Here is an 11970-nt window from a genome sequence, read left to right on the forward strand (position 1 = left end):
AGCTCTCACCCGGCCGTCAGGGCGTCCCCCTCCGGGCGGTCGTGGGGACGGAACCGGCTCAGCAGGTCCGGCACGGCGGCGTCGGCGAAAGCGACGACCTCCCGCTCGTCGGCGTCGATCACCGGATAGTGCCCGCGCCCGGCGGCGGTGACCGCCACCAGCGTCGCCAGACCCGCGCGACGTTGGAAGACGGACTGTCGGATGCGCCAGCCGATGATCCCGCGCCGTCGGAGCAGTACGGTGGAGCGGCGGATGCTCCCCCTGCGCGCCAACAGGTGCCGGTCGGTCAGGGCGTGTCCCAGGTTCCGGGCCGAATCCACGGCGCGCACGACCAGTGCCGCGCCGATGACCGCCACCGCCGTCCCGGTGGCGGCGGTCCACGGCGCCGCCCATGCGGCCAGGTGCGCGACGGCGGCCCAGCCGAGGGCAAGCCCCAGAGTGACCGACAGCGCCCACCGCAAGCGCCGCGTGCGGGCGGCGGTCGGGTGCGCGGTCAGGCCGATGCCGGGTGACTGGCCGGTGATCCGCTCCGCGACGCGAACGGCGAGGGCCCGCGGTGCGGCCGGCAGCAGCACGGAGTCCTCCGACGCCGGATCCGCCTCAGCGCTCAGGCCGGTCGCGACCACCTGGACACGGGCCGCGCCGGCCATCCGCACGCCGAGCGGCTCGATCACGTCCACACCCCGGACCCGGCCCTCCTCCAGGCTCAGGGACCGGCTGGTGAGCAGTCCGCGCTTGACCCGCAGCGTCCCTCCCGGCTCCCGCTCCAACCGGTACCTCCACCAGGACTCGACGTAGAATCCCATGGCCAGCAGCGCCGCCGCGAGGATGAGTACCGGCAGGGCAACCAGGAGAACGGTCCACAACCCGTACTCGGTGACGCGATCGTGCGCGACCTCCACGGGCAGGGCGCCCCGCCCGAGCCAGTCGGAGACCTGGAACGCCCCACCGACGATCGCGCCCGCCAACAGCGGGGTCACGACCGACAGCGACGCGTACCCGGTCCACGCGGGCCGCCACGTGCCCAGGCGCTCAGCGCGGTGTTCCTCGTCTGCGCCCTCGTGGCCCAGGAGAACCGCGCGCAGGTGCTCACCGACCCGGCGCGGGATCGGATCGAGCACGATGCTGTGCGTGCTCGATCCACCGCCGCCCTGCTCTCCCGTGCCAAGGGTCAGCCGGACGAGCCCGAACACGCGCAGCACCACGTGCGCGCTGAGGTCGACGGCCCGGATCCGGTCGCGAGCGAGCCGGCGGCGGCTGACGAACAGGATGCCCTTGCGCAGCTCGACGCTGTCGGCCAGAACGCGGTACCGCGTCTTGCGCCAGCGCAGGTGGTCAGCGACCACCCCTCCGGCGATCAGCAGGCCGGCGCCGGACAGCACCCACATCATGGTGACGCCGAACGACAGCCAGGGGGTGAGCCCGATCGTGGTCGGGACACCCGCCAGCACGGAGGCGCCGAGGAGTAGTAGCGCGGTGACTTTGCGGGTGCCGCGGTCCAGCGGGGTCCACGCAGCCTCGGGGGTGGCGTCGTTCTTGCTCATGTGGCGTCCCCGGGGGTGGCGTCGGTGGTGAGGGTGAGGTCGTGGGCGACCTGTTCTGCCAGCTGCCGTTCCAGACCGGCGATGGCGATCGCGCCGGCGGCGGAGGCGGTGGTGACCTTGACGGTGGAGAGGCCGAAGAACCGCTGCACCGGCCCGCGCGTGGTGTCGACCGTCTGGATGCGGGACATCGGCGCGATCCGCCAGTTCTGCCAGAAGTATCCGGTCCGGGTGTAGACGGCGCTGTCGGTGACCTCCCACCTGTGCACCCGGTGCCACCAGATCGGCAGCGCGACGGCGGCGGCCAGGCCGACGGCGCCGACGACCGCGGCCGGGGCGAGCAGCCACGGCCGGGCGGGGGTGATGAGCAGAGCGAGAACCACCAGCGGGACGGCGGTGCCGGCGGTGGCGAGCGCCAGCCGGGTGCGCCACCAGCGCACCACGCTGCGGTCGTACTGGTTGTTCGGCGGGCGAAGCCGGGGCCCACTCCTTGCCTCACGCATCCAAAGCCCTCCCCTCGGTCGCTTCTTGTGCACACTGCTCGGCCGGTTCGGTCATGGCCTGGCCGGCTTCGCCTGTCGGTAGACCAGCCGTCGCAGCAACGCGTCGGCTGGGCCCGGCCGATGCGCGCGCTCCAGCAGGGCGGCCGCGGTGACACCGCCCAGCCACGCCAGCACCGCGACCAGTGCCGCACCGGCACTGTTGACACTCCCGCCGATGCCCAGGAACGTTTGCGACAGCATGACGACCAGCAGGGTCGACTGGAGCAGGTAGCAGGTAAGTGACCTCCGACCGGTGGCGGCCAACAGTCCGACCAGCCGGTTCTGTCGGTTCTGCAGCCGTGCGCCGAGGAGGCCGAACACAGCCGTGTAGGCGAGCCCGCCGAACAGCCCGCTCATGACGTGCAGGCTCTGCGCGAGCCAGGCGGCGTCGGCGGGCAACTGCCCCACGTCGACCAGGACCTTCGGCACCGCCCCGACCAGTGCCACCAGGAGCCCGGTGACCGCGACCAAGCGCAGCGTTCGGCGGTGGTGTGCGGGGTCCTCCAGCACCCGGCGCTTGGCCGCCCATCCCCCGAGCAGCATCGCGATCACGATCGGGAAGACGGCGTTGTTGCTGACCACCGCGACAACCCAGACCACCATGCGTTCGACGATGTCGGTCGGCGCATAGCCCATCGCCCCGAGCGCGAACGTGTCGACCGCCGTGTCCGCCCCCTGCGCGGGGAGATGCTCGAAGAAGCTCGTGGCGGTGACGGCGAAGACGAACCACACGGACAGCACGGCGGCGCCGATCAGCAGGGCCCGCTCCCGGCGGAAGAACAACCAGCCCACCAGCAGCGTCGCCAGGCCGTAAGCGCCGAGGATGTCGACCGGGGTCACAAGGAGCGCGTGGCCGAAGCCGAACACGAGCAGCCACCAGCCGCGGCGCCGTAGCAGGTGACGCGCGCGCGAGTCGTCCCCGTCCGTCGCCCGTTGCCGGGTGATGACCATGACCATCCCGTAGCCGAACAGGGCGGCGAACATCGGGTAGGCGCGGTTGTCGACGGTCAGGAGGCCGACGATACGGACCGTCTGGTCGAGCACCGACCCGCTCGCGGGAAGACCGAACGCTCCGGTCCCAACGCTGACCAGGTAGAGCGGAGCGTGCGCGAGCACGATCAGCAGCAGCATCGCGCCCCGCGCCAGGTCCGGGGCGAGCATGCGACGCGGCGCCGAGGGCGCGTCGGCCAGGCCGCGGTGCACGGTCATGGGTGACCCCTCCCCGCGGGAACGCCCGGGAGGGCCGCGAGGGGCGCGATCAGCCCGTCGGCCCGGACGGAAGGCTCGGTCGCTGCCTGCTGGAGGTAGGAAGCGGGATCGCGGAGCGGCTCATTTGACTGCATGGTCAAAAGATAGCACAAATGGTCAATACCGCGGGCGCGACTGTGCCCCACGGCCCCACGGCCTCAGGGCCCAGGGAACCTGTCGTCGGTTCGCCAGTGAACGGTAGGGAGCTACCTGTCGTTGCCGTGTCGGATCCGGGGCCGCCCCGGGGGTCAGAAGTGGTCGGCGGGGCCCACCTCGCCGACCGTCTCGCCCTCACGGGTGACCAGCTCGAACCCCGCCCCGTCCTCGGAGGCCCTCGGCTCGGAACAGCTCCCCTGGACCGAGGGCGTGACCGCTGTCTCGCGGCTGAGGGGGCCGCCGTCCTGGCGCAGGTACAGCCCGCATTCCGGGACCGACGCCCCGGCGATGAACCGCTGCTCCAGTACCAGGACGTAACCGCCGATCTCGGCCCGCTCCCGCTCGACGTGACGGTCCTGATCGAGGTAATGGAAAGCCGTGTAGGGCCACAGCAGCAGGGCCAGTCCCAGGAGGAGGCCGCCGCAGACGAGCCACGCCCTCCGGTGGCCCCGCGCCGTCCGGGCCACCGGGAAGAGGATCAGCACCGCCGCGACGGTCCAGGCCAGCGGCACCAGCACGAACGGCACCGCGCGCAGCCGGTAGTAGACGCCGTCGCTCGCATCCGCTCCCCATGCGGCGGCGCCCACGGCCAGCAGCACCACCGCCGCACCAAGCCAGATCACGCGCCTGCGGTCCACATCCGCCTCCCATAGTCGCCGCTCCTTCACCCATGGGACGGGGAGCTGTGGTGCCCAGTTGTGGCCACTGCGGGCCATCAGGCGGTGCGTTCTCTACGTCTCCGGCTCGGAGGCGTCACCGCGCCACTCACTCAGTTCGAGTGCGCGGTCCAGTTCGCCCTCCACCCGCTGGCGCTCCTTCTCGGACAGCGCGATGCCCTCCAGGTCCGAGCGCCACTGTTCGGCCTCCTCGGGCAAGTCAAGGGCCACCGAGAGTTCCACCAGGACGGCGTGGACCAGGGCGCGGTCCACTGCCGGTGCGTCGGGGTGCCGCTTGAGAGCCGACTTGGCCCGGCGGTACGCGGCCCGGTCGTCGTTCTTGAACTCCCGGTAGATCCGGACCTGGTCCAGGACCTTGGCCAGGCCTTCCAGCTCCGGGGAGCCTCCGTAGTCGAGCCCTTCGGGCTCGTCGCGCTGGATGAAGATGATGGAGTTCCCGGACGGGTCCATCAGTGTGAAGCGGGTGGCACCGGGCCGGTACCGGGTGATCCGCGGCAGCCCGCGGGCCAGGACCCTGCCGTGGGCGGAGCGCATGGCCGCCGAGAAGGCCGCGTGGTAGGGCGCGACCGCGTCGACCATGACCAGGGCTCCGCCGGTGTACTCCTCAGTGGGGTCCAGCCCTCTGGGTGCGGACCCGTAGTGCAGCTCGAAGCCGCTCCATTCGAAAGCCAGGTATACGTACGGCTTGAGCTGTTTCCAGACGACCCCGAAACCGAGTGCCCGGTAGAAGTCGAGCGTGGCCTGGGCGTCGTGGGTGTGCAACAGCGGCACCGTGGTCTCGTTGGCTCGGACTGTCCCTGTCTCGTTCATTCGCCCACCTTACTAATCAAAGTTGACTAGCTGTACGTGGAACCGCCCTCCGAACCCTTCCGAGCCTTCCCCCGCCCACTCTGCTGACTTAACATGAACCCGTCTCATGTTAGGTAGGTCACCCTGTGCGCACACCCCCGGCGCCGCGGCCGCGCAACCCGCTCCCCCACGCCCTCGCCGAACCCACACGCAACGTCCGCGCCCTGTGGGTGGCCGGTATCAGCCTGGCCAACCTCGGCATGTGGATGGCCTTCTTCGGGCCGCTCCAGGTCCTGCTCCCCGAGCAGGTCGAGCACGTCGCACCCGCCGACAAAGAGACCGTGCTGGCCTGGGTCACCGGGGTCGGCGCCGCCATGGCCATGGTCGCCACCCCGCTGGCCGGTGCGCTGTCCGACCGCACCACCGGGCCGCTGGGCCGCCGTCGGCCCTGGGTCCTGGTCGGGGCGGTACTCGGTGGAACCGGGCTGGCCGTCCTCGGCACCCAGGCGAGCGTTCCGGGCGTCCTCCTAGGCTGGTCGTTCGTGCAGACCGCGCTGGCCTGCCTGAACGCCACCCTGCTCGCCGCCGTCCCCGACCACGTGCCCCGCAGCCAGCGCGGGGCCGTCTCGGGCTGGATCGGCATCCCCCAGTCGGCCGGGGTGGTGGCGGCGGTCGTCCTGGTCACCGTCGTCGTCACCGAGATCGCACCCGGCTACACGCTGCTCGGGGTCCTCACCATCGCCTGCGTCCTCCCCTTCGCACTGCTCTCCCCGGACCCGCCGCTGCACCGCGAGGACCGGCCTCCGTGGGGCGAGTTCGTGCGGGGCCTGTGGGTCTCGCCCCGACGCCACCCCGACTTCGCCTGGGCCTTCCTCACCCGCTTCCTCATCGGTACCGGGAACGCCATGTTCATCCTGTACCTGCTCTACTTCCTGCGTGACGAGGTGGGCTACGAGGAGCTCTTCCCCGGTTCCTCGGCCGCGGACGGGCTGCTCACGCTGATCCTCGTGTACACGGCAGCGGTCGTGGCCACCACCGTCGTCGCGGGCATGGTCTCTGACCGGCTCGGGAAGCGGCGCGGCATGGTCGCCTTCGCCGGGGTGGTGATGGGCCTGCCCGCGTTCATGGTGGCCCTCTACCCCACCTGGCCCGCCGCCGTGGCCTGCGCGGTGGTGCTGGGGGTGGGGTTCGGCGTCTTCCTGTCCGTGGACAACGCCCTGGTCACCGAGGTACTGCCGACCGCCGAGGGGCGCGCCAAGGACCTGGGGATCGTCAACATCGCCAGTTCGGGCCCGCAGGTGATCGCCCCGGCCCTGGCCGGACCGATCGTGGTCCACCTGGGCGGCTACCCGGTGCTGTACACGGTGTGCGGACTGGTCTCCCTGTGCGGCGCGATCGTCGTCTGGAGGATCCGGGGCGTCTCCTGACGCCCTACGGGGCGCCCGCACCGGTGGACCGTCCGGTCCACCGGGCCCAGCGCAGGGCCGCGTAGGCGCAGACGAAGAAGAACAGCCCGAACAGGCCCGCGTACACCGCGGCCTCACCCCAGGTGTTGCCGATGAACAGGGCACGGATGAGCAGGGTGAGCACCGCGGCGACCGCCGCCGGTCCGGCGGCGTTCAGGAGCGGGCGGCGGGCAGCGGCCCCGTTCACGGTCGTGCCCCGATCATTCGGGGACGGCGTCCATGTCGCCGCTGTCAGCGCGCGTGTGCGCGGGGGCGTCCTCACCGCGCAGACGGGCCGGTTCCCACCACCACCAGTGTGACTCGGGCACCCAGGCGGGCACCTCCTCGCCGCTGACGGGGCTGGCGTTCTCCGCGACGATCTCCAAGGAGTCGTCGATGCGCGGGACGGCTTCCAAGTCTACCGGGCGCATGAACTGCGGCCAAGACACGAACTCGTCGCCCAGGATCTGCAACATGGAGCGCCGCCAGCAGGCGGGGCGGTACCCCTCGTGCTGGCCGTTGTCGGCGGCGGTCTGGCTGCGCACCACGTACAGGCTGATCCGGTCCGGGTTGCTGCCGCTCACCAGGAGTTCGGCGAGGGTGGCCTTGAGGTTCTGCCCCGCCGGGGAGTTCCGTTCGGCCGGGGTCGTCGCCTGGTAGAACTCGAAGAGCCTCGCGAAGGCGGTGTCCATGAGGGCGTCGCGGTCCCTGCGCCGCGTGGCGCTCTCCGCGAACGCGTCCACCACCCGTTTGGCCAGGCCGGGGAGGTCCCTGCCCGAATCCGCACCCACCGACACACCGCCTTGTCCGTAGAACCTGTTGTGGAAGAACTGTTGGGACCGGGGCTGTGCCCGGCCTTTTCGATGATAATCCTCCCCAGAACCGACTCGGTAGGCGGATACCAGTGAGTAGATAACCGTGGACCGGTAGCCACATGGCCTGATGCCCGCACCGCACGGCTCCCCCGGGTAGGGGACGCGAACCCCTCTGGGGAGGGATCCGGCCCGAGCCGTCGCGGAACAGGCTGGAGGCATCGACCCGTCCGTCCCGAAGGAGACCGCGATGACCCCCACCACGTCCGGATTCGGCACCCGCTCGACCGTTCCGCCGCCGCCCCGCTGGGCCGTCTGGAGCGCCTGGGCCATTCCTTTGACCATCCTGCCCTCCGCCATCTGGCGCTTGTGGGCGGTCTTCGAGGAGGAGCCGGGTGGTCCGCACGCGTTCCTGAACGACGGCTGGTATCTCGTGTTACTCAGCGCGCTGTCGATGGTCCTGGGGCTGCTCTCCCTAGGACTGGTCCGTTCGTGGGGCCTGGCCCTGCCGAGGTGGGTCCCCCTCCTCGGCGGCCGCCCCGTCCACCACCGCCTGGCGGCCGCGACCGCGCACACGGGCGGTTGGATCATCGTCGCGCTGACGCTATACGCGCTGTGGAACGTCACTTTCGGGAACCTGTTCACCTTCGAACCCGTCCTCGGGCCGCCCGCCCCCGACGAGCTCGCACCACCGGACTTCTCGGTCCTGCGCTGGTACCTGCCGATGATCTTCTGGGGGCCGCTGCTCATCGCCCTGGCCACCGACTACGGCCGCCGTACCGCGGCGGCACGCTGAGCCGCGCGGCTCCCCCGCCACGACGGACATCGGCTCTCCCGCCACGACCGCGGCCGACCACCTGGACCGCTATCGGTCGGGGGCCGATCCCAGGGTGTGGTCGAGCATCGCGGCCCACTGGCGGACGATGCGGCGTCGGCGGGGGCCGTCATCGGTGAGCAGGTTGGCCAGGCCCAAGCCCCGGGCGAGGTCGAGGGTGGCCTGGACCGCCTCGCGGTTTCCGGGGGCAGACTCGTCCGCCCCCAGGAGTTCCACGGCCGCGCGGTGCACCTCCCGCCCCACCTGTTCCTCCAGTGGGATGACCCGATCGCGCAGGGCGGGGTCGCTGGCTGCCCCGGCCCACAGCTGGAGCGCGGCGTTGAACCCGGTCCCGTTGAAGGCGTCCACCACCATCTGCACCACGGCTTCGGTCCGGCCGGGGCCTTCGGGGACCGCCTCCGCGCGGCGGCGCAGGTCAGCGCCGCGGCTGTCCACTATGTGCCGCAGCGCCGCCAGCAGCAGATCCTCACGGGTGGGGAAATGGTGTTGTGCGGCGCCCCGGGACACCCCGGCACGCTTGGCCACCGCACCGACCGTGGCCCCGGCCACCCCGTGTTCGGACAGGCAGCCCACCGCAGCGTCCAGCAACCGGGCCCGGGTGGCCCGGCTGCGCTCCTGTCTCGGCTCTCGGTCGGATGCCGTCTCCACTACGCGCCCCTTCTCCCCTGTGTCACCCGCCGTGGTCAGTACGACTTGGGCAGGCCGAGGGACTGTTGCGCCACGTAGTTGAGGACCATCTCCCGGCTCACCGGAGCGATACGGGCCAGGCGGGAGGCAGCGATCGCCGCCCCCAGACCGTACTCGCTGGCCAGGCCGTTGCCGCCGAGGGTCTGCACGGCCTGGTCGACCGATCGCACACACGCCTCCGCCGCGGCGTACTTGGCCATGTTGGCCGCCTCTCCGGCGCCCGCGTCGTCGCCGGAATCGTAGCGGAGCGCCGCGTGCTGGGTCATCAGGCGGGCCTGCTCCATCTCGATCTTGACCTGGGCCAAGGGGTGGGCCAGACCTTGGTGGGAGCCGATGGGGCTGTCCCGCCACACCACGCGCTCCTTAGCGTAGGCGACCGCCTTGTCCAGGGCGTGCCGGGCGCTGCCGCTGGCCAGGGACGCGGCCATGATGCGTTCGGGGTTGAGTCCGGCGAAGAGCTGGAGGAGCCCGGCGTCGGGGTCCCCGACCAGGGCACCGGCGGGCAGGCGGACGTCGTCCATGAACAGCTGGAACTGGTGGTCCGGGCTGACGATGTCCATCTCGATCTGGCGGGCCTCGAACCCGGGGGCATCGGTGGGCACCGCGAACAGAGCGGCGGAGAGGCGTCCGGTGTCCTCGTCCTGGATCCGGCCGACCACGAGGACGGCGTCCGCCACGTCCACTCCGGAGATGAAGGTCTTGCGGCCGTTGAGGACCCAGCCGTCACCCTCGCGGCGCGCGGTAGTGGTGATGCGGTGGGCGTTGGAACCGGCGTCGGGCTCGGTGATGGCGAAGGCCATGATCGACTCGCCGGAGGCCAGGCCGGGCAGCCAGCGCAGGCGCTGTTCCGGGGTGCCGAACCGGGACAGCACGGTTCCGCAGATCGCCGGGGAGACCACCATCATCAGAGTGGGGCACCCGGCGGCGCTGAGCTCCTCCAAGACGGCGCCCAGGTCGCCGATGCCGCCGCCCCCGCCGCCGTACTCCTCGGGGATGTTGACGCCCAGGTAGCCGAGTTTGCCCGCTTCGCGCCACAGGTCGGTGAGGTAGGACCCCTCCTTGGCTCTGGCCCTGTAGTAGTCGGATCCGTAGGAGGCAGCGAAACCGGAGACCGCGGCCCGCAGCTCGATGCGTTCGGAGGGTTCGTTGAAGGTCATCGCACCGGTCACTGTTCAGACCCTTCGCTGTGGGGAGTGGGTTCGTCGTCGGGTTCGGCGTAGTCGAGTACGGCCAGGGACGCCCCCGAGGGCACCCGCTGCCCCGCCGCGACGGGGAGCTCCCGGACGGCTCCGGCGGCGGGCGCGGTGACTCGGTGCTCCATCTTCATCGCTTCCATGCGCAGCAGGGTCTGCCCCTCGCGCACCCGCGCGCCGACGGCGACGTCCACTGCGGTGACGGTGCCGGGCATGGGTGCGGGCAGCGCGCCGGGGTCGACCTTCGCCTCGGGGGCCGGGAGCGGGTCCACGGGGGTCAGGGTGACCGATCCGAGCGGCGAGTCGACGTACACGGCGGCGCCGATGTGGACGTCGAAGGCGCGGCGCAGCCCGTCCGCTTCCAAGACGACGTGGTCGGGGCCGGCGTCCAGGACTCGAACCCCCTCCCTATCGGGGAGGTGGGCGCCGCGCACCGACCGGAAGGCCGAGGTGAACTCGCGCCCGCCCTCGGTGGTGTGGCGCCGTTCGTGCGGGCCGGAGGGCAGGTTGCGCCAGCCCGCGGGGATCCCGTCCGGGACCGTGCCGCCGGTTCTGGCCGCCTCGAACGAGGCCAGGGATGCGGCGAGCGCGGCCAGTTCTTCGGTGGCCGGATCGGCGAGCGGCCGGGCCAGCTCGGTGAGGCGGTCACCGGTGAGGAACCCGGTGTGGAGCCGCTCAGGCTGGCCGTGTGCTCGGGCGAAGTCCGGGTGGCGCAGGGCGCGGACGAGCAGGTCTCGGTTGGTTCCGACCCCGTGTAGGCGGGCTCCGGCCAGGGCCGCGGCCAAGCGGCGCAGGGCGTCGCGTCGGTCGCGGCCGTAGGCGATGACTTTGGCCAGCATGGGGTCGAAGTCGGTACCGACGGCGTCGCCGGCCTCGACCCCGTGGTCAAGGCGCACCCCGGGCCCGGTCAGCGGCGTGAAGCTGGTGTCGGCGGCGGGGACGTCGAAGGCCCGCAGGACACCGGTCCGGGGCCGCCAGCCCTCGGCCGGGTCCTCGGCGTACAGGCGGGCCTCGACCGCGTGGCCGCGCGGCTCCGGCGGGCCTCCCTCGGGCAGGGGCTCGCCTTCGGCGACGCGCAGCTGCCACTCCACCAGGTCCAGCCCGGTGACGCACTCGGTGACGGGGTGTTCCACCTGGAGCCGGGTGTTCATCTCCAGGAAGACGGGCTGGCCGAAGCCGGGGTCACCGACGGGGACCAGGAACTCAGCGGTTCCGGCGCCCGTGTAGCCGATCGCCGAGGCCAGGTCCCGGGCGGCTTGGTGCAGCCGCTCCCGAACTTCCTCGGGCAGGCCGGGCACGGGGGCCTCCTCCAGGACCTTCTGGTGGCGGCGCTGCGCCGAGCAGTCGCGTTCGCCGAGCGCCCAGACGGTGCCGTGGTGGTCTGCGAGGACCTGGACCTCCACATGGCGGCCGCGTTCCACGTAGGGCTCGCAGAACACCGCGGGATCGCCGAAGGCGGAGGCTGCCTCGGTACGGGCGGCCTCGGCCTCGGCGGCGAGGTCGGCGAGGTCTCCGACCACGCGCATGCCGCGCCCACCACCCCCGGACACGGCCTTGACCAGGACCGGTAGGTGTTCGGGGCGCACGTCCCCGGGTTCGAGGGCGTCGGCGACGGGGACCCCGGCGTCGCGTGCCACCTTCTTGGCGAGGGTCTTGGAGCCCATCTGTTCGACCGCCTCGGCGGCGGGTCCCACCCAGGTCAGTCCGGCGTCGGCGACCGCTCGTGCGAAGGCGGCGTTCTCCGACAGGAAGCCGTAGCCGGGGTGGACGGCGTCGGCACCGGCCGTGCGGGCGGCGGCGACGAGGGCGTCCGGGTCGAGGTAGGCGTCAACGGGGCCGCGACCCTCGGGCACGGCCAAGCACACGGCGGTGTCGGCCTCACGGACGTGGGCGGCGTCCTCTTCGCCGGGCGCGTGTACGGCGGCGGTGGCCACGCCCAGGGTCCGGCAGGTGCGGATGATCCGGCGGGCGATCTCGCCGCGGTTGGCGACCAGCAGCGTGGTGATGGGGCGGGTGGGCTCGGTGGGGGCTGTGTGGGTCACGAT

12 protein-coding genes are annotated in these 11970 nt (G+C 72.0%); 2 read left to right on the top strand and 10 right to left on the bottom strand.

The window, feature by feature from the left end; genetic code table 11:
- Positions 1-5 precede the first annotated feature (5 nt).
- The 5 genes from ACYVD1_RS16515 to ACYVD1_RS16535 all read right to left on the bottom strand — a co-directional run bounded on the left by ACYVD1_RS16515 (position 6) and on the right by ACYVD1_RS16535 (position 4974).
- On the bottom strand, positions 6-1544 hold the full coding sequence (locus ACYVD1_RS16515) for a PH domain-containing protein (protein ID WP_460773153.1): 1539 nt from the start codon (positions 1542-1544) through the stop codon (positions 6-8).
- Positions 1541-2044: a PH domain-containing protein gene (locus ACYVD1_RS16520; protein ID WP_460773155.1), complete on the bottom strand. Its 504-nt coding sequence runs from the start codon at positions 2042-2044 to the stop codon at positions 1541-1543. The genes ACYVD1_RS16515 and ACYVD1_RS16520 overlap by 4 nt, the downstream gene beginning before the upstream one ends.
- Before the next feature lie 51 nt (positions 2045-2095).
- Positions 2096-3292: a DUF418 domain-containing protein gene (locus ACYVD1_RS16525; RefSeq protein WP_460773157.1), complete on the bottom strand. Its 1197-nt coding sequence runs from the start codon at positions 3290-3292 to the stop codon at positions 2096-2098.
- A 287-nt stretch (positions 3293-3579) separates the two neighbouring features.
- Positions 3580-4125: a hypothetical protein gene (locus ACYVD1_RS16530; RefSeq protein ID WP_460773163.1), complete on the bottom strand. Its 546-nt coding sequence runs from the start codon at positions 4123-4125 to the stop codon at positions 3580-3582.
- 93 nt (positions 4126-4218) lie between these two features.
- A complete protein-coding gene (locus tag ACYVD1_RS16535; protein ID WP_460773166.1) occupies positions 4219-4974 on the bottom strand; it encodes a VOC family protein in 756 nt (251 codons plus the stop codon).
- A 125-nt stretch (positions 4975-5099) separates the two neighbouring features.
- Here ACYVD1_RS16535 and ACYVD1_RS16540 point away from each other — a divergent pair, with 125 nt between their 5' ends.
- Positions 5100-6380, top strand: coding sequence for an MFS transporter (locus tag ACYVD1_RS16540; RefSeq protein ID WP_460773169.1), 1281 nt, complete (start codon positions 5100-5102; stop codon positions 6378-6380).
- A gap of 4 nt (positions 6381-6384) precedes the next feature.
- Here the strand turns inward: ACYVD1_RS16540 and ACYVD1_RS16545 are convergent, their stop codons facing one another.
- Together ACYVD1_RS16545 and ACYVD1_RS16550 are read right to left on the bottom strand one after the other, a co-directional pair.
- Entirely contained in the window at positions 6385-6606 is a 222-nt protein-coding gene (locus ACYVD1_RS16545) for a hypothetical protein (RefSeq protein WP_460773172.1), read from the bottom strand.
- A gap of 13 nt (positions 6607-6619) precedes the next feature.
- Positions 6620-7195: a hypothetical protein gene (locus ACYVD1_RS16550; RefSeq protein WP_460773174.1), complete on the bottom strand. Its 576-nt coding sequence runs from the start codon at positions 7193-7195 to the stop codon at positions 6620-6622.
- A gap of 265 nt (positions 7196-7460) precedes the next feature.
- Between ACYVD1_RS16550 and ACYVD1_RS16555 the strand changes: the two genes are divergently transcribed.
- Positions 7461-8006 carry a hypothetical protein gene (locus ACYVD1_RS16555; protein WP_460773178.1) on the top strand — a complete coding sequence of 182 codons (546 nt, stop codon included), beginning with the start codon at positions 7461-7463 and terminating at the stop codon, positions 8004-8006.
- Positions 8007-8075: 69 nt separating this feature from the next.
- Here the strand turns inward: ACYVD1_RS16555 and ACYVD1_RS16560 are convergent, their stop codons facing one another.
- Genes ACYVD1_RS16560 through ACYVD1_RS16570 form a run of 3 tightly spaced genes read right to left on the bottom strand, consistent with a single transcriptional unit; the run spans position 8076 to position 11967 of the window.
- Positions 8076-8693, bottom strand: coding sequence for a TetR/AcrR family transcriptional regulator (locus ACYVD1_RS16560; RefSeq protein WP_460773181.1), 618 nt, complete (start codon positions 8691-8693; stop codon positions 8076-8078).
- A gap of 35 nt (positions 8694-8728) precedes the next feature.
- Complete coding sequence (locus ACYVD1_RS16565; protein ID WP_460773184.1) at positions 8729-9889, bottom strand: acyl-CoA dehydrogenase family protein; 1161 nt, start codon at positions 9887-9889, stop codon at positions 8729-8731.
- An 8-nt stretch (positions 9890-9897) separates the two neighbouring features.
- On the bottom strand, positions 9898-11967 hold the full coding sequence (locus ACYVD1_RS16570; RefSeq protein ID WP_460773186.1) for an ATP-binding protein: 2070 nt from the start codon (positions 11965-11967) through the stop codon (positions 9898-9900).
- Between the last annotated feature and the right edge of the window lie 3 nt (positions 11968-11970).

The organism is Nocardiopsis nanhaiensis (assembly GCF_054778635.1).

Bases quoted from the DNA above. Each gene is read 5' to 3' on its own strand.
- ACYVD1_RS16515 (WP_460773153.1), bottom strand. From the start codon at position 1,544: ATGAGCAAGAACGACGCCACCCCCGAGGCTGCGTGGACCCCGCTGGAC.
- ACYVD1_RS16555 (WP_460773178.1), top strand. From the start codon at position 7,461: ATGACCCCCACCACGTCCGGATTCGGCACCCGCTCGACCGTTCCGCCG.
- ACYVD1_RS16535 (WP_460773166.1), bottom strand. From the start codon at position 4,974: ATGAACGAGACAGGGACAGTCCGAGCCAACGAGACCACGGTGCCGCTG.
- ACYVD1_RS16520 (WP_460773155.1), bottom strand. From the start codon at position 2,044: ATGCGTGAGGCAAGGAGTGGGCCCCGGCTTCGCCCGCCGAACAACCAG.
- ACYVD1_RS16565 (WP_460773184.1), bottom strand. From the start codon at position 9,889: ATGACCTTCAACGAACCCTCCGAACGCATCGAGCTGCGGGCCGCGGTC.
- ACYVD1_RS16525 (WP_460773157.1), bottom strand. From the start codon at position 3,292: ATGACCGTGCACCGCGGCCTGGCCGACGCGCCCTCGGCGCCGCGTCGC.